Annotated in this window: 16 protein-coding genes; 10 read left to right on the top strand and 6 right to left on the bottom strand. The window is 39.8% G+C overall.

Going from position 1 to position 18,007, the window contains the following annotated elements; genetic code table 11:
• Nucleotides 1-16: 16 nt before the first annotated feature.
• From rsmE to ALFOR1_RS14005, 3 genes are all read right to left on the bottom strand, one after another.
• Complete coding sequence (rsmE, locus tag ALFOR1_RS14015; RefSeq protein ID WP_104643313.1) at nt 17-751, bottom strand: 16S rRNA (uracil(1498)-N(3))-methyltransferase; 735 nt, start codon at nt 749-751, stop codon at nt 17-19.
• Nucleotides 752-819: 68 nt separating this feature from the next.
• Entirely contained in the window at nt 820-1,299 is a 480-nt protein-coding gene (locus ALFOR1_RS14010; protein ID WP_058549470.1) for a hypothetical protein, read from the bottom strand.
• A gap of 71 nt (nt 1,300-1,370) precedes the next feature.
• Nucleotides 1,371-2,264, bottom strand: a complete 894-nt coding sequence (locus ALFOR1_RS14005; protein ID WP_058549471.1) for a DUF350 domain-containing protein — start codon at nt 2,262-2,264, stop codon at nt 1,371-1,373.
• A gap of 77 nt (nt 2,265-2,341) precedes the next feature.
• Between ALFOR1_RS14005 and glnE the strand changes: the two genes are divergently transcribed.
• Entirely contained in the window at nt 2,342-5,137 is a 2,796-nt protein-coding gene (gene glnE / locus ALFOR1_RS14000) for a bifunctional [glutamate--ammonia ligase]-adenylyl-L-tyrosine phosphorylase/[glutamate--ammonia-ligase] adenylyltransferase (RefSeq protein WP_104643312.1), read from the top strand.
• Nucleotides 5,138-5,169: 32 nt separating this feature from the next.
• Here the strand turns inward: glnE and ALFOR1_RS13995 are convergent, their stop codons facing one another.
• The 3 genes from ALFOR1_RS13995 to tolC all read right to left on the bottom strand — a co-directional run bounded on the left by ALFOR1_RS13995 (nt 5,170) and on the right by tolC (nt 8,224).
• Nucleotides 5,170-5,742 (bottom strand): toxin co-regulated pilus biosynthesis Q family protein, encoded by a 573-nt coding sequence (locus tag ALFOR1_RS13995; RefSeq protein ID WP_104643311.1) that lies wholly within the window; start codon nt 5,740-5,742, stop codon nt 5,170-5,172.
• Between the two features lie 88 nt (nt 5,743-5,830).
• The gene (gene lpxL / locus ALFOR1_RS13990) at nt 5,831-6,760 is read right to left on the bottom strand and encodes an LpxL/LpxP family Kdo(2)-lipid IV(A) lauroyl/palmitoleoyl acyltransferase (protein WP_058549474.1); all 930 of its coding nucleotides are present in this window, start codon (nt 6,758-6,760) and stop codon (nt 5,831-5,833) included.
• Between the two features lie 108 nt (nt 6,761-6,868).
• The gene (tolC, locus tag ALFOR1_RS13985; RefSeq protein WP_104643310.1) at nt 6,869-8,224 is read right to left on the bottom strand and encodes an outer membrane channel protein TolC; all 1,356 of its coding nucleotides are present in this window, start codon (nt 8,222-8,224) and stop codon (nt 6,869-6,871) included.
• A 151-nt stretch (nt 8,225-8,375) separates the two neighbouring features.
• Between tolC and ALFOR1_RS13980 the strand changes: the two genes are divergently transcribed.
• From ALFOR1_RS13980 to rraB, 9 genes are all read left to right on the top strand, one after another.
• A complete protein-coding gene (locus tag ALFOR1_RS13980; protein WP_058549476.1) occupies nt 8,376-9,002 on the top strand; it encodes an NUDIX domain-containing protein in 627 nt (208 codons plus the stop codon).
• 45 nt (nt 9,003-9,047) lie between these two features.
• Nucleotides 9,048-9,506, top strand: coding sequence for a DUF1249 domain-containing protein (locus ALFOR1_RS13975; protein ID WP_104643309.1), 459 nt, complete (start codon nt 9,048-9,050; stop codon nt 9,504-9,506).
• A complete protein-coding gene (locus ALFOR1_RS13970; protein WP_104643308.1) occupies nt 9,493-10,278 on the top strand; it encodes a metallophosphoesterase in 786 nt (261 codons plus the stop codon). The genes ALFOR1_RS13975 and ALFOR1_RS13970 overlap by 14 nt, the downstream gene beginning before the upstream one ends.
• Complete coding sequence (locus tag ALFOR1_RS13965; RefSeq protein WP_104643307.1) at nt 10,263-10,823, top strand: YqiA/YcfP family alpha/beta fold hydrolase; 561 nt, start codon at nt 10,263-10,265, stop codon at nt 10,821-10,823. Before ALFOR1_RS13970 ends, ALFOR1_RS13965 begins: the two co-directional genes overlap by 16 nt.
• Nucleotides 10,824-10,900: 77 nt before the next feature.
• On the top strand, nt 10,901-12,790 hold the full coding sequence (gene parE / locus ALFOR1_RS13960; RefSeq protein ID WP_058549480.1) for a DNA topoisomerase IV subunit B: 1,890 nt from the start codon (nt 10,901-10,903) through the stop codon (nt 12,788-12,790).
• Between the two features lie 29 nt (nt 12,791-12,819).
• A complete protein-coding gene (locus ALFOR1_RS13955) occupies nt 12,820-13,914 on the top strand; it encodes a PQQ-dependent sugar dehydrogenase (RefSeq protein ID WP_104643306.1) in 1,095 nt (364 codons plus the stop codon).
• A gap of 10 nt (nt 13,915-13,924) precedes the next feature.
• Nucleotides 13,925-16,213 carry a DNA topoisomerase IV subunit A gene (gene parC, locus ALFOR1_RS13950; protein WP_058549482.1) on the top strand — a complete coding sequence of 763 codons (2,289 nt, stop codon included), beginning with the start codon at nt 13,925-13,927 and terminating at the stop codon, nt 16,211-16,213.
• A gap of 170 nt (nt 16,214-16,383) precedes the next feature.
• Nucleotides 16,384-17,097 carry a 1-acylglycerol-3-phosphate O-acyltransferase gene (locus tag ALFOR1_RS13945; protein ID WP_104643676.1) on the top strand — a complete coding sequence of 238 codons (714 nt, stop codon included), beginning with the start codon at nt 16,384-16,386 and terminating at the stop codon, nt 17,095-17,097.
• Nucleotides 17,097-17,432 carry a ribonuclease E inhibitor RraB gene (rraB, locus tag ALFOR1_RS13940; RefSeq protein WP_006793171.1) on the top strand — a complete coding sequence of 112 codons (336 nt, stop codon included), beginning with the start codon at nt 17,097-17,099 and terminating at the stop codon, nt 17,430-17,432. The genes ALFOR1_RS13945 and rraB overlap by 1 nt, the downstream gene beginning before the upstream one ends.
• Nucleotides 17,433-18,007: the final 575 nt, after the last annotated feature.

Genomic DNA, 18,007 nt, shown 5'->3' with positions numbered 1-18,007 from the left:
GGTACTTTTAGTTATTTCAATTAGCTAAATCGCCAAATTGTAACTGTAATGCACTTAAGACCGTTAAAGCGGCGGTTTCCGTTCGTAAAACACGCGGGCCTAAGCGAATATCTACAAAATCATGTTGTTTAGTTTGCGCCATTTCTTCATCGGTAAAACCGCCTTCTGGGCCTACTAAAAAGCGCACACCATCTTTAGGTACTGTAATGGTTTTAATACTGTGCTCAGCACGAGGGTGCAAAGTCAGTTTTATTGCCTGCGTTTGCTGATCTAGCCACTGTTTTAAATCAACGGGAGGGTGAACAACTGGTACAAAGTTACGCCCAGATTGTTCGGCTGCAGCAATTGCAATTTTTTGCCATTGCTGATGTTTTTTCTCTAAGCGATCGCCACTGAGTTTAACGCCGCAGCGTTGGCTAAAAAGGGGGGTGATTTCAGTTATGCCAAGCTCTACAGATTTTTGAATGGTAAAATCCATCTTATCGCCACGGGATACACATTGCCCTAAATGAATTTTAAGAGGTGATTCTACGTCATGAGGATTTAGCTCAAGTGGCATTACAATCACTGTTTTTTTAGTTACCTCAATTATTTCACTAAGGTACTCGCCACCTTCTCCATTAAAAATAGATACATGCTCGCCTACTTTCATACGCAGTACACGGCCAATGTGCCCAGCAGCGTCATCATCTAAAGTTACAGGGGTGTTTAAGGCAATATCCGATGCCTGATAAATATGAGGAACTCGCATGGTGTGTTGCTTACTTATTAGCGAAAAATATATACCGCTATGGTAAGTAAGCACGAAGCTAGGTGCAATTATTTATTTTTATTATGTAGTTCAGCTTGGCAGATAAGCTCTTGTGTACTGTGAGCTATATCGTGATCTGCAATTAAAGGCTCGGTTAGCGTGTCATCGGTAATTCGGCTCAATGTGTATTCTGTATCATCGAGATTTATTAAAAATCGGTTTTCGTTTAATGAATTATAAATTGAGCGCTGTTGATCACTTGCCAGTAAGTAATCGGCGCTATTAAAAAGAACGCCATGAATACTGTGATGATCCGCTAAATAATGGCTAAGTTCAGCAACGCTTATCTCGTTTTCAAGGTCGCAATAACAATAATCTTTAATTTGCTCATCAAACATCATTTTTACTAGCTGGCGTGTATTACTGCCCACAGCTATAAGTTCACAAGGTGTGGTGCTTTTATTATTGTTTTTGTTGTACTGTGCAAACGCACGACTAAATTCGTTATCTATGTCGATTAGCAAATAGTTTGTTACTTGCACTGGCAGGGGCCTCGTTGCATTTAAGCAAAGTGATTACCACCTTTACTTAAATGCATAAGTGCTAGTAAAGGAGGGCGTTAAATAGAAAACATGCTTATAAGTAAATAGCCTATAGCACAAAAAACAGCAAACTCTATACATGCAATCCCAATGTTATCTTGGTGATCAACTTCAAGAGCGGTATCAATATTTGGTAAAGATATAACTTTTATTACATAAGTTAAACAATAAAGTAACAACCACATTACACCGCAATGCATTACCAGTGTAAATATATTTTCTACCATTTTGCCATTTTGAAATGCTGCGCTTGATAAACCAGCATAAACTGCAAGTGCTAAACCAATTGATTTACCAGCGTATCTTATACCTATTGAGGTGTTTTCTAGATTAAAGTTACTTTGTAATGAGGCACCTTGGTTAGCTTTAGCAAAGCGACGCTCACGTATTTTGCTATCAAGGGCAAACATCCCTTGTAGAGTGAAAAAGCTAACAAAAGCAATGAGTAAGTTACTAAACCCTTGAGTGTGAGTCCATGTATATAAGCCAAGCGCAATAATGCAGTTAGCTATTAACATGCCTGAATCAACTAAAGCGGCGCATACATTTTGTTTTAATATAGCTGCTTCTTCATTGAATCTGTGCAATATCCATTTTCTGTGGATTAAATGACCAACCTTAATAAATGTAAATAATAAAACAATTAAAATAACTACTTTTAATGGGTTTGACTGTGCGGTACTTACGCTTATTTCGTCAAATAAAAAGGCCATAGTTGCTATAACTACTGATATTTCTGATGCAAAACTAATTCCCATGGCAAAGTTATCGTGCTGTGCTAACTCTTCTTTAAGCGCTTGTTTTGCCTTAAGTTGAGTTACCGTTCGTAAACCAAAAATAGTTATGCAAATAACCGCAAAACTAATGGCAATCGCAATAAAACTAGTGTTAGATAAAGACAAATATGACATGGTGATCCTAATTAAGTTAACCTTTCTAGGTTTTAGTCATTCTAGTACGGTTATTGATGATATAAAAGAGAGGATCGATGAGTAATCTAAAGCAACTTCCTATTCAATTACAAAAACTTGGCTTAGAGCGCTTCGAACAGCTATATCCGCAGCAAAGCGATGAAAGTGAAGTTGTACGATTACTCGCATTGAGCGACTTTGCTTGGCGCTCTTTAGAGTCTCAGCCCGATTTAAAAGATTGGCTTTTGTGCAAAGACGAAATACAAAATAGACATGTCACATCTCCCTTTGATGGCCTAGAGCTTACTAATATAGATGAAGCAAAGTGCAATCAAATTTTACGAAAGTACCGCGAAAAGTACTGGCTTAAAGTTGCATACCTCGATCTTTGTTGCGCAAACCCAATTGCAGATAGCATAAACTACATTAGCCAATTGGCCGATATGCTAATAAATAGTGCTAACCAATGGGCGCATGCACAGGTTGCAAAAGTAAATGGCGAACCCCTTGATGAGCAAAACTATTCAATGCCATTAATGGTATTAGGAATGGGAAAGCTTGGTGGTAAAGAGCTAAATTACTCATCAGATATAGATTTAATTTTTGCTTACCCTCGCAGTACAAAAACACAAGGCGGACGACGAAGCCTAGAAGCTCAAGTGTTTTATACAAAAGTGGCGCAAAAGCTTATTGCAGCGCTTAACCAAGTAACAGGTGATGGGCAAGTATTTAGAGTTGATATGCGATTACGTCCATTTGGTGAAAGCGGCCCTTTAGTTATGAGCTTTAACGCTATTGAGGATTACTACCAAGAGCAAGGGCGCGATTGGGAACGCTACGCCATGTTAAAAGGGCGCTTAATTGGCACACCTAATAAATACTGGGATGAGTTTATTAAGCTGTTAAAGCCGTTTGTTTATCGTCGCTATATTGATTTTTCGGTGATCGAATCACTGCGTAAAATGAAGTTAATGATTGCTCAAGAGGTACGCCGTAAAGGCCTTACTAATAATATTAAACTAGGTGCCGGCGGTATTCGAGAAGTTGAATTTATTGTGCAAGCACTGCAAATGGTTAGAGGTGGGCGAGAAGCTAATTTACAAACGCAATCTCTACTCAAAGCATTAAATGAGCTATCACTTAGCCAAGTTATTGACGAGCAAGAAGCTTTAGAGCTTAAAAGCAATTACCTTTATTTACGTAAAGTTGAGCAGTACCTGCAAATATTTGACGACCAACAAACACAAACCTTACCAGATGATGAGCTAAATCAGCAGCGCTTAAATTTATTATTAGAACAAGAAAACTTCAGCGCTACATTAAGCACGATTGAAAAAGTTATGAAGCAAGTTAATAGCGAATTTTCGCTAGTAATTGGCGAGGAAACCGTACCACTAGATACCTGTGAAGGCGCTTTTATTAGTGCGTGGGATCATGGTGATGTGAGCTTTTTAAAAGACGAAAGAGAAGAGTGGCAAACGCCCCTGAATGACTTTAAATTAAGACTTTCAAAAGTAAATATTGGTAATCGAGGTCGCGAAATTCTTGATAAGTTGATGCCTGTACTGCTAAATCAACTCAATGATTTTAATGCCAGCGCAGCTGCATTTACAATGGTTTGCCAAATATTAAATAAAATAATATCGCGTACAGCCTACCTAGAACTGCTTTACGAAAACCAAGGCGCGTTAAAGCAACTGGTATTATTGTGCTGCCATAGTAAATGGATAGGTGAGCATATTTCTCGATATCCTATTTTGCTAGATGAATTAATCGATCCCGCAGTACTTTATAAACCAACGCCTCTGAGTGCATATAAAGACGAGATAAGACAATATTTTTTACGTATTGAGCATGACGACCTAGAGCTACAAATGGAATCGCTTAGGCAGTTTAAGCAAACTCATCAGCTACGTATTGCAGCTGCCGATGCAACCGGCGTTATTGATGTGATGAAGGTTAGCGATCACCTTACAGCACTTGCTGAGGCGATCGTCGATCAATCAGTAAATATTGCGTGGCACAATACTGTTAGGCGCTTTGGTATGCCCCCCGGTACTGATGACGAGCATAAAGGCTTTGCTGTTATAGCCTACGGAAAAACAGGCGGTTTTGAAGTTGGATATGACTCAGACCTTGATTTGGTGTTTGTACACAACCATGACGGCTCAAGCCAAACGAATGGCGATAAGCCAATAGACTCTCGCCAATTTTATTTAAAGCTCGCACAGCGCCTAATGCATTTATTTAATACTCGTACTGCATCGGGTATTTTATATGAGCTAGATACGCGCCTACGCCCAGAGGGCGCATCTGGTTTATTAGCTATTAATTTAGAAAGCTTTAATCATTATCAGCAAACGCAAGCATGGACGTGGGAGCATCAAGCACTCGTCCGCGCTCGGCTAATATTAGGTCAAGATGAGTTAGTTGAACGTTTTGCACAAATACGTAAAGAAATATTATGCCAACCACGAGATGCCGACATACTTAAAGCTGATGTAATTAAAATGCGCGAAAAAATGCGTGAACACTTAGCGAAAGGAAACACACAGCAGTTTGATTTAAAACAAGATGTTGGTGGTATGGCAGATATTGAGTTTATAACCCAATATTTAGTACTTAAACACGCTAATGAATTTGAGAATCTAACAGTTTACTCAGACAACGTTAGAATTTTAAGTGATGCCGCTAAGCTTGGCTGTATTAGCAAAGAGCAAAAGCAGCAGCTAATTCAAGCCTATATTGATTATCGCTCACGCTACCATGTGTTGAGTTTAGATCAGCAGGGGCGTTTAGTTTTGAGGGAGCAGTTTGAGCAAGATATTATTAATATTACGCAAATTTGGAATAGCGTATTTGAGCTAGGTTAAAGTGAATTGCTAAAGTTTTATAATACAGGCAGTTAAACTTTTAGTTTTAAGCAGTTACTTCGGACAAATTCAGAAGGGAGCTCGGTAATAACCGCAGCTCTTTGCTTGTAGCAAAAGTAAGTATAAACCTCGTATTCAAAATCATCATTAATTGCTCTGCCTACTTGGTACAGCGCCGATGTGAAGTTACTATCTACCCTAAAGTGATCCTTTACCACGTAATCTTTACTTAAGTACCAATACAGTTCAACCCCTTCAGTTTTTGCATATTCTTTAAGTACATCTTTAAGTGTTGAGCCATTTTCAAAACGCCTTGGTTCAACCTTTCCAGACCAACTAGCCGGCATAGGATCAACAATACGTGCACGCTCAGCAAGTACTCTATCAAGGCTTTGTTGAGGGGTTTTAAGCTGTAAAACAAACTGATCACGCTCTTTATTACTTTTTACTTGATTGCGAATAGATGAATAAAAGCGAGATAACCCTTCGGCAGCAGCATTTTTAGATTGTTTTATATCAAGTACCGGGCCATCGCCGAGTAAAAAATACCCCGCAAGTGCAGCTAGTACCACAGCAAATGATAAATGTTTGATCCAAAACCACATTATAACTACTCACTTTATTTATGACTTTATCACGCTCTAATGTAGAGGCTTACTTTTCAAAGTTCAGGTTACCTATATTGTTATACCACTACTTTTTATAAAATGAAGGGGTATTTTTATCAGGCCTTGTTTTAAAACGTCGATGAAGCCACATGTACTGAGCTGGTGCAGTATTAATAGCTTGCTCTACGCGCTGGTTAACGCGTGTTACATCAGCTTTATCATCACCGCTTGGGAAGTTTTCAAGCTCAGGAATAATCTCTAAATGGTATTTTCCATTATCATCTCTGTGGCTTATTAAGCTCATTGTTTCGCAATTTTTGCTACCAGCAAACATCAGCGTCCCGGTAGTGGTTGCTGTGTCGGGTACGGCGTAAAAAGGCACAAACTCGCAGCGGTTACGGCCGTAGTCTTGATCTGGTAAGTAATAACATACTTTTTTGTTTTTTAAAGATTTCAACAAGCCTTTAACGTCTTTTCGGCCAATCAGGTATTCGTTAGAGCGAAGACGGCCATTAGTTGTAAAATATTCCATTAGAGGGTTGTTATGCGGGCGATAAAAGCCAAGCCCTTGGCACTTTAACCCCATCACGCGACTGGTCATTTCAAGGTGTAAAAAGTGAGGAACAAGCAATAAAACACCTTTGCCAGAAGCTTGTACGCGCTCAAAATGTTCAAGCCCTTTAATTGAGCCATAGACATTTTTTACACGCCACTGCGGCCACCACCATGCCATGCCTGTTTCTACCATGGCGATACCGGTGTTTTCCATATTTTTTAACACTAATTTTTTTTGTTCGGCTTCACTCATATCAGGAAAGCAAAGCTTAATGTTTACCTCCGCTATATGGCGGCGACGCTTCATAAATTTATGGACTAAGCGCCCTAGTAATTTACCTAATCCGAGTTGAAGTTTTTGTGGTAACCAAGAGATCACGTATAAAAATAAAACGCCTATCCATGTTAGCCAATAGCGAGGGCCTAAAAATGATATTTTAAAAGGAGATGAGGTGACCACAAAAAAATCTCTAAAAATAAAAACGCTAGTTTAACGCTAAGCGTAATAAAATACAAAAAGCCAGCAGGTGCTGGCTTTGTAACGAATTAAGTAAGATTAAGTACTAAATTAAACCGATTTTAAACCTTGGTTTATGGCGACTAAATCTTCACTTGTAAGCGTACCTGCTGCTTGTTTTAAACGCAGAGTAGAAAGTACGTAGCGGTAACGCACATCAGCTAGGTTACGTTTAGCATCGTATAAGTTTTGTGTGCTAACAAGTACGTCAACAATAGTACGAGTACCTACTTCAAAACCAGCTTCAGTTGCTTTAAGTGCACTTTGTGCCGATACAACAGCTTGTTCAAGTGCTTTGTATGTTGCAATATCTGAAACAACTTGGTTGTAAGAAGTAATGACAGTACGTGTAACTGCACGGTAGTTTGTTTCGTAATCTTGGCTTGCACCTACATAAAAAGCACGGGCTTGTTTAGTTGCTGCAACCGTTGCGCCACCTGAATATAAAGGCACGCTAAAGTTAAGTGCTACAGAGCTTGAATCTGATCGAGGTTGCTCGTCAAAGTTAGCCCCATTTACTTCAGTATCAGTGAGTGAATCACCGTAGCTTGCACTAAGTGTTAACTTTGGATAATGACCCGCTTTAGCAAGTACAATTTGATCTTTTGCTATATCAACTGTGACTTTAGCCACTTGTAAGTTAATATTATTTTCTTCAGCTATTTTTACAAAATCACTAGATTGTTTAGCTGGCTTAGTCGTTGAAAACGTTTCAGTGTTTAAAAAATCTAACTTAGCATGGTATTTACCAGTGATTTCACGAAGCTCTTCACGTGCGGTCTCTACAGCATTACTTGCAATGATCTCTTGCGCTACTGAGTTATCAAACTGTGCTTGCGCTTCGTGTACATCGGTAATTGCTGTTAAACCTACCGCGTAACGTTGCTTGGTCTGTTCAAGCTGACGTTCAATGGCGCGTTTTTCTGCTTGAACAAATTCAAGGTTATCAATTGCGCTTAATACGTTAAAATAGCCTTCAGCAACGCGTACAATTAAGTTTTGCTTAGCTGCATCGTACTGACCATTTGCTTGAAGTGCTTGTTTATCTGCAATGTCTAACGTGTTCCATGCACCTAAATCAAACAGAGTTTGGCTTAAGCTAACGCCTCGGCTGAAATCATCTGTTTCAGACTCAACTTTAACTTGATTAGATAAGTCGCCAATACTTTGAAAAGACGTTGAGTCACTTTTTGTATAGCTCGCAGTTAAACCAATTTGAGGTAGCAGTGCACTCATTGCCAAGTCGCTTTGATAAGATTGCGCATCGGCTTGGGCTTTTGCTTTTAAAACGGTAGGATCGTTTGCTGTAGCAATCTCAAAAACTTGTAGTAAATCTTCCGCGTTGGCTGCTGTAGCGCCTAATGCGCATGATAAACTAACCAGCGCCGCAAGGATGTTCTTTTTCATGTTAGGTTCAGTCCTTAGACAATTTTTGTACTAAAAGCATGTTAACCTGTTTTACTTCATAACTAAAAAAAAAATTAGTAAAACAGTATGTTCAAGTGTAACAGAATATATTAACGCATTTTAACCGTTTAGATAAGCAGGAAGTAAAAGCATGACGAGTAAAAACTTGGTAAAATTCACTCATAAAGACGTTAGTGTTAAGCCAGTTAAAAGCCTTTATAAGGGTTTTTTTCAGGTCGATTTATACCAATTTGAGCATGCGCTATTTGCAGGTGGAACATCTAACGTTATTAGCCGCGAAATATTAGAACGTGGCGATGCCATTGCAGTACTTCCGTACGATCCGGTATCAGATACTGTGCTTTTAATTGAGCAAATACGTATAGGTGCAATTAAGAGCAAACACTCACCGTGGCTGCTAGAATGTATAGCTGGCATGACCGATGGCAGCACGGATTACGAGTCGGTAGTAAAAAAAGAAGCATTTGAAGAAGCGGGGCTTGAGTTAAACGAACTTGAGTTTATGTTGTCGTACTTATCTAGCCCAGGTGGTACTACAGAGCGCTTACATTTGTATTTAGCACGTGCCGATTTAAGCCAAGTGCAAACAGGTGTCTATGGCCTTGAAAGCGAAGGCGAAGATATCAAAACTCACGTTTTAAGTGTTGATGATGCGCTTACGCGCCTCAATAATGGTGAGATGGACAATGCTGCAACAGTTATATGTATGCAGTGGCTTGCGCTTAATCGCGATAAAATGGCCAAAAAGTGGGCATAACTTTAATTTAACCTGATATAGGGTTAACAACATAATGGCGGTACTTTGACAGCACTATTAGCAACAAAGCGATATATTCAAAGCCTCCCAAAGTATTTAACACTTTGCGAGCATAACTACCTGCGACTATTAAAGTTGTTACCAAGCGAGCGGGATATTGGAAGCACCCGCGAAATTAAATTAGGTAACAGCGAGTTTGCTATTAAAGTAGACGATAGCGCAAAGTACACTATGGATATTTCAATCAAGCAGCTAACAGGGATGGTTAAAGGCATTGCTCCACTTTATTTAACGCTAAGGTTGTATCAGGATGCTAAAGTGGCTGAAATTATTCATCACGATTACCATCAGCGTATAAAACCTTCTTACGGTTACCCTAACCCTAAAATGCATCAAAAAGATGAAAAATATCAGCTTAATGCGTTTTTATATGACTGGTTAGTAGCCTGTGTTGAACGCGGGCAAGCAACTTTAAACTGGGATGTAAATAATGGCTTGGTTTGATGAGGCATATAGTTTTGATAAATCATCTTTAAACATAGCTCATATTACCGACAGTCACCTATTTGCAGATAAAAGTGGTGAGTATTTTAATGTAAATACAGCCAAACACTTTGAAAAGTCACTAACGCACATAGCAAAGCAAAAGCCCGACTGTGTTATTTTTGGGGGCGATTTAACACAAGATCATAGCTTTGAATCGTACTTATTATTTAGCAATCTTATAAATCAAAGCGTGCTTACTTGCCCAGTATTTTGGGTACCGGGTAATCATGACGAGTTGGGAATGCTAAATCGTATTAGTGGCGCTCAAATAAATGCAGCTAAACGCATTACAGCCAATGGGTTTGATTTATTACTTATAAACTCTAAAGGTCCAACGCCTGCTGGTTGGATTACAAGTAATCATTTAGATGAAATAACACAATGTTTAGTGAGCTCTAGTAAAAGCAATGTCATGTTTTGCCATCATAATCCGTTACCTATTAATGGCTACCTTGATAAACACATGTTAGAAAATGGCCCCCAGCTATTAAATATTTTAGTTAATAGTAATAACGTCGCTGCTCTTTTTCATGGCCATGTACACAACGAGTATACGCAAAGTTTTAGAGAATTAGCGGTATATGCAACGCCAGCAAGCTCTGTGCAGTTTGTAAAAAACACAGTAAATTGGCAGCAAAAAAATACAGGGCCCGCATACAGAATGTTAAACATTAGCAGCGTTAAAGGTGAGTTAAATGTTAAAACGGACGTGGTATGGCTAAGCGAGTAATCTATATTCATGGTTTTAATAGCTCACAAAAATCATATAAAGCTGTGAGGTTTGGCGAGCTTATGGCAAACTATGACGTTGATTATTGTGTACCGTGCTTAAACCACGAGCCCTTACAAGCCATCATTGAGCTTGAGCAATTACTAACGCCTAATACCGTTTTATTAGGTAGCTCGTTAGGTGGTTTTTTTGCCACGTATTTATCGCAGCGTTATCAAATTCCTGCAGTGGTTATTAATCCCGCGGTCGCACCCTATAATTTATTGCAGTCGTTACTTGGGCCTAACTATAATCCGTATCAAGATTATCATTATGAGCTAAATAACAGCCATATAGAGGCGCTAAAACTACTGACTGTAGATAAGCTAACGCACCCTGAACTACTGTATTTGTTACAGCAAACAGGCGATGAAGTGTTGAACTATCAACACGCAGTAAAATATTATTCGCAATGCAAGCAATGGATAGAATTTGGTGGCGATCATAGCTACGTTGAGTTTGAACGCACCTTTGCAAGTATTGTAGATTTTCTAAAAATCACGTAAAACTAGTTAACTTAGCGCATATAAAAATAAAACTAGTAAAACAAATTAAAGCCTTAGCGGATATAAAGATAAAAACTATGAGCGAGCAAAACTATAACGCCGAAGCCATTGAAGTCCTCAATGGATTAGACCCGGTAAAAAGACGCCCAGGGATGTACACCGACACCGTACGCCCAAATCATTTAGGCCAAGAGGTCATCGATAACAGTGTCGATGAAGCCATGGCTGGCCATGCCACTAAAATTGACGTGATTTTACATGAAGATAACTCACTTGAAGTAAGTGATGATGGCCGTGGTATGCCTATTGATATTCACCCAGAAGAAGGTATTCCTGGGGTTGAGCTTATTTTTACTAAACTGCACGCTGGTGGTAAGTTTTCAAATAAAAACTATCAATTTTCAGGTGGTTTACACGGGGTAGGTATTTCTGTTGTAAATGCGCTTTCTACCCGTGTTGAAGTCATTGTAAGGCGTGACGCTCAGCAATATAAAATGGCGTTTGAAAATGGCGACAAAGTAGAAAACCTCAACGTAATTGGTACTGTTGGTAAACGCAATACAGGTACTACCGTTCGTTTTTGGCCCGATGCCAGCTATTTTGACTCAGCAAACTTTTCTATTTCAAAGCTTAATCACTTATTAAAAGCCAAAGCGGTTTTGTGCCCAGGCCTGCGTATTAAGTTTACAAACAAACAAACCAAAGAAAGCCAAGAGTGGTACTACGAAACCGGTTTAAAAGATTACTTAATAGAAGCTGTTAAAGGCTACGAAATATTACCACAAGACCCATTTGTCGGTGAGTTTTCAAGTTCTATTGAAGGCGCGGATTGGGCTGTTGTTTGGCTTCCTGAAGGTGGCGAGTCGATTGCCGAGAGTTACGTAAACTTAATTCCTACCGCGCAAGGTGGTACACATGTAAATGGTTTACGCCAAGGCTTGCTGGAAGCCATGCGTGAGTTTTGTGAATTTAGAAACTTATTACCGCGAGGCGTAAAACTTACCCCAGATGATATTTGGGAGCGCTGTAGTTATGTTTTATCGGTAAAAATGCAAGACCCACAATTTGCAGGCCAAACTAAAGAAAAGCTTTCATCGCGCTCATGTGCAGCGTTTGTGTCGGGTGTAGTAAAAGATTCGTTTAGCTTGTGGTTAAACGAGCATACTGACACCGCAGAGCTATTATCTGAATTATGTATTTCTAATGCACAGCGCAGATTACGTGCGGCTAAAAAAGTTGTTCGTAAGCGTGTTACTGCAGGCCCCGCTTTACCTGGGAAATTAACCGATTGTAGCGCTGCAGATAACGACAGAACAGAGCTGTTTTTAGTAGAGGGTGACTCTGCAGGTGGTTCTGCAAAGCAAGCTCGCGATCGTGAGTTTCAGGCCATTATGCCGCTGCGTGGTAAAATTTTAAATACGTGGGAAGTTGAGTCTGGGCAAATTCTTGCGTCTCAAGAAGTGCACGATATTTCAGTAGCACTAGGCATAGACCCAGATTCAAGCGACTTATCAGGGCTTCGCTACAACAAAATTTGTATACTAGCCGATGCTGACTCGGATGGATTACACATTGCGACATTGCTATGCGCTTTATTTGTTCGCCATTTTCCACAGCTGGTTAAAACAGGGCATGTGTATGTTGCTATGCCGCCGCTATTTAGAATCGATATTGGCAAAGAAGTATATTACGCCCTCGATGAAGATGAAAAAACCGGTATTTTGGCACGCATAGAAGCCGAGAAAAAACGCGGCAAAGTAAATGTACAGCGATTTAAAGGATTGGGTGAAATGAACCCACTGCAACTTCGTGAAACGACGATGGATCCAAATACGCGCCGTTTAGTACAGCTAACTTTAGATGAAGAAGAGCAAACCATGGAAATGATGGATATGCTACTTGCTAAAAAACGATCGCCAGATCGTCGTCAATGGTTAGAAGATCATGGTAACAAAGCACAGGTATAAAGTGCTTTGTATAACACTAGGAGAAGCAAATGAATAAATTACTAGGAAGTTTGCTGTTATTGGGGATAACAAGCGCCCCTGCAATGGCGAAAAACATACTTGATAAACTCACCGTTGCACCAGGGTTTGAAGTAAGCTTATTTGCAGATGATGTTGAAAATGCTCGCCAAATTGCGGTATCAAAAAAAGGCATTGTTTACGCAGGCTCGCGTAAAGCAGGTAATGTATATGCGCTTATCGATCATAATAGTGATGGCGTAGCGGATAAAAAAATTGTTATTGCTGAGGGTTTAAATATGCCCTCAGGGCTGGCTATTAAAGATGGCGATTTATACGTAGGCGAAGTGCATCGTATTATTCGCTTTAAAAATATAGACACTCAATTAAAAGATCCTAAATTTGATGTGATCTACAACGCATTACCATCAGAGCGCCACCACGGCTGGAAGTTTTTACGTTTTACACCAACAGGCGAATTACTTATTCCTGTAGGTGTGCCGTGTAATATTTGCGCCGAAGACGAGCGCTACGGTCGTATTTTTTCACTTAATGTAGAAACCAAGCAAATTAAAACAATTGCGCAGGGCGTGCGAAATACCGTTGGTTTTGATTTTCACCCAAGCACACAGGCTTTGTGGTTTAGTGATAATGGTCGCGACATGATGGGCGATGACATCCCACCAGATGAAATAAACCGTGTAAGTAAAGAAGGTGAGCACTTTGGTTTTCCTTATGTTCACGCCGGCGCAATTATTGACCCTGAGTTTGGTAAAGGTAAAAACATTGCAGATTATACCTCTCCGGCACTTGCGCTTGCTGCACATGTTGCACCTTTAGGCATTCATTTTTATAACGGTAAACAATTTCCCGCGAATTATAAGCAGCAGTTATTTGTTGCAGAGCATGGTTCGTGGAACCGTTCTAAAAAATCAGGTTATAAAGTAGCGTTAGCTACCATTGAGCAAGGTCGAGTCACAAAATATACGCCGTTTATTACAGGCTTTATGAAAGACGAAGCCACATTTGGACGCCCTGTTGCATTTGCAGAATTAGGTGACGGCAGTCTGTTGGTAAGCGATGATTACGCCAATGTGATCTACCGTGTAAGCTATAAGAAAAACTAGGTAAGCTTTAATGAGTGATACAGATACCTTGCTAATGCAAGGAATTGAGCAACAAACAATGGGGCGCTTTACCGAAGACGCCTATTTAAACTACTCCATGTACGTAATTATGGACCGAGCATTGCCACATGTTGGTGATGGTTTAAAACCGGTTCAGCGTCGTATTATTTATGCTATGAGCGAGCTGGGATTATCGGCTGCTGCTAAATATAAAAAATCGGCTCGTACCGTGGGTGACGTACTAGGTAAATACCATCCACACGGCGATAGTGCGTGTTACGAAGCGATGGTACTCATGGCGCAGCCGTTTTCTTATCGTTATCCGCTGGTTGACGGTCAAGGTAACTGGGGTGCGGCAGATGATCCTAAATCGTTTGCGGCAATGCGTTATACCGAAGCACGTTTATCTAAGTTTTCTGAAGTATTACTAAAAGAGCTTGGGCAAGGCACCGTTGATTGGACGCCAAACTTTGATGGCACCATGAACGAGCCTTTAGTATTGCCATCGCGTTTACCGCATATTTTACTAAACGGCGTAACGGGTATTGCCGTAGGTATGGCAACTGATATTCCGCCACATAACGTGCGTGAATTAGCCAGTGCGTGTTGCTTATTACTTGATAAGCCAAAAACTGAACTTGAGGAAATTCTTGAGTTAGTACATGCGCCAGATTACCCAACTGATGCTGAAATAATTACCCCAAAAGCCGATATTCATAAAATATATAAAACGGGTCGAGGCTCTATCAAAATGCGTGCGGTTTATACCGAAGAGCATGGCGACATTGTAATTACAGCACTTCCGCATCAATGTTCGGGTGGTAAAGTACTTGAGCAAATAGCAGCGCAAATGAACGCTAAAAAGCTGCCTATGATTGCTGATTTACGTGATGAGTCAGATCATGAAAATCCAACGCGTATTGTAATTATTCCGCGTTCTAACCGCATTAAAGCTGAGCCATTGATGGCGCACTTGTTTGCTACTACCGATCTTGAAAAAAATTACCGCGTAAATTTAAACATGTTAGGCCTAGATGGTCGCCCGCAAGTAAAAGACTTACGCAGCATTTTATCTGAGTGGCTTACGTTTAGACGTGAAACAGTTCGCAGGCGTTTACAGTATCGTTTAGATAAAGTATTGGCTCGATTACATATTTTAGAAGGTTTACTCGCCGCATTTTTAAATATTGATGAAGTAATCGAAATCATCCGTACCGAAGACAAACCAAAACCTGTGCTTATGGAGCGCTTTGATTTAACTGATATTCAAGCAGAAGCAATTTTAGAATTAAAACTTCGTCACTTAGCAAAACTAGAAGAGTTTAAAATTCGTGGTGAGCAAGACGAGTTAGCTAAAGAACGTGACAAACTAGAGCTAACACTGGGTTCAGACCGTCGTATGTCAACGCTTCTTAAAAAAGAGATTCAAGAAGCTGCCGAAATGTATGGTGACGATCGCCGATCGCCGGTTATTGAGCGCTCAGAAGCTAAAGCGCTTAACGAAAAAGATTTAATCCCATCAGAGTCAGTGACGGTTGTGCTCTCTGATAAAGGGTGGGCACGCGTTGGTAAAGGTCATGACCTAGATGTAGAAGGGCTCAATTATCGCTCAGGTGATAATTACAGAGCCTCTGCTCGGGGTAAGAGTAATCAACCCGCTGTATTTTTAGATTCAGCAGGGCGTGCCTTTGCAACGGATGCACATAGTCTGCCTTCAGCCCGAAGCCAAGGCGAACCGATGACAGGCCGATTTAACCTAACCACAGGGGCTAATTTTGAGCACGTGGTAATGGCTGATGACAACCAAGTATTACTCATGGCATCGGATGCGGGTTATGGCTTTATAACCGACTTTAAAGATTTAGTGAGTAAAAACAAAAACGGTAAAGCGCTGGTCAGTGTTCCTAAAGGTGGCATATTGCTTTCGCCAATTAGGGTTAACGATGTAGCTAGTGATTATTGTATGGCTATTTCTAACGAAGGACGCATGCTTTTATTCCCACTACGTGATTTACCAAAACTTGGTAAGGGTAAAGGGAATAAGATTATTTCTATACCTGGAGCAAAGGTACAAGCACGAGAAGAGTTTGTAAAAGTACTGGCTGTTGTGCCACAAGGGAGCAGTGTAACGCTTCATGCTGGTAAGCGTAAGCTAACACTTAAGCCAACTGATTTAGAGCATTATCATGGCGAGCGAGGCCGTAGAGGTAATAAACTTCCGCGTGGTTTGCAACGAGTTGATGAAGCCGTTGTTGAGTTTACTCCTGCTGATGAGGCCGGTGAGACAGTCATTGAATAGTAACAAACATTAATCTACCAAACGGCCTGCATTTGCAGGCCGTTTTTGTTTGTGCACGTAATTTCAGCGCACAAGTGTACGCTATGTCTCGTGTGTGTAACAAAATAGCGTTATAATACTAAAATGTGCGCAGCATTTGGCGCACTGCACACACATTTTGGAGAGATAGTTTGTTAGCTGTTATACGTATTTTTATTATGCTGCTGTTTATATTATTAAGCTGTGTTTTTGGTTTATTACTTTCGATTGTAAGACCATTTCACGCTAATAATGTACATGTTATAGCCACTTGGTTTGGCTCAATGGCAAAAATGTTGGGTGTAAAACTTGTGCTTACACGCCATCCAGAGGCGGTAAAAGCAGGCCCCGCTGTATACTTAGCAAATCACCAAAACAACTATGACTTATTTACGATTCCTGCCATGGTGCCAAAAAATTGCGTCAGCCTAGGTAAAAAAAGCTTAAAGTGGATCCCATTTTTTGGTCAGCTTTATTGGTTGTCGGGTAATATTTTAATTGATAGATCGAATCGCTCGAAAGCGGCAGGGACCATTTCTAAAGCAGCCGAAAAAATTAAAAGTAATGGCTTATCTGTGTGGATGTTTCCCGAAGGGACGAGAAGTTACGGAAGAGGGCTACTACCATTTAAAACGGGGGCATTTCACACCGCAATGAGCGCAGAAGTACCCGTTATTCCGGTATGTATGAACACAACACACAAAACCATTAAGCTAAATCGATGGGATAATGGTACAATTTACATTGAAATGTTAGCGCCCGTATCGCTTGATAAAAATATTAGCGCGCGTGAGCACGCTAAAAGCGTGCATAGCATTATGGCTGCTAAAATAACTGAATTAGATGCTCAAGTGAGAGATAAATAATGGAAAACTGGCGCGAAATAAGTGAAGACATCGTAAGTTCATTACTTGAAGATGGATCAGATCCTGAAATACTTTATGAAGTAGAGCACCATTTTGTGTGTGAAGACTTCCCTAAGCTAGAGCAAGCTGCATTGGCTGCTTTTAAACTAGGTTACGATGTTGAAGAGCCAGCAGAGCTTGAGCTTGAAGACGGCAGCAAAATATGGAGCTTCGACATAGTAGTAGAAGCTGAGCTAGACGTAGACGTAATTATGGAAGACGTTGATAAACTAGCAGCACTTGCTGTTGAGTGCGACGTTGAGTACGACGGTTGGGGCACTTACTTTCAAGAGTGATACAGCTAACTAAAGTTTAGATCTATTAATTAAAAAGCGAGTATTGTAAAAATACTCGCTTTTTTTGTGTCTTAAATCAGGGAGTGTTGATCTAATATGATAAAAACTTGTTGAATCTAGAGTCGGGTTTAGCAGTCAAAAAAAGCGCCTGTTTAGCGTTTTAATTTCAATAGAGCCTATTAATTTGAAAAGTTAACCTCTTATATAAAATTTACTTTTGAATTATTTATTTGATCTAATATTTTGAATTTTTAAATTATATAAGTGTATATTTTTAAATTTTAGTCATTCAAGTTTATCTTTATAACTACTCTTGCATTAATTTATATTGGTATGACCAGCTTGTCTTGATAACAATTTTATCAGCAAATAATTGTGTTTATTCATAAAGTATTAAGTTGCACGCTTAATATTGGTAATAAGGCTTTTTGTTTGAGGTACTACTATTTTCTTAAATTTCAAAATTATTACAAAGTATAAATAGAAATCATTGTTATTATATGTGATTGTTTTTTAATTGATTTTTTGTTTTTTAATTCTATTTCTTCAATGGTTCTATAGTTTTTTAAGTAACA

This window comes from Pseudoalteromonas carrageenovora IAM 12662 (assembly GCF_900239935.1).
Taxonomy (GTDB): Bacteria; Pseudomonadota; Gammaproteobacteria; order Enterobacterales; family Alteromonadaceae; genus Pseudoalteromonas; species Pseudoalteromonas carrageenovora.
The sequence above is the reverse complement of the archived record's forward strand: the minus strand, read 5'-3'. Positions and strand labels throughout refer to the sequence as shown.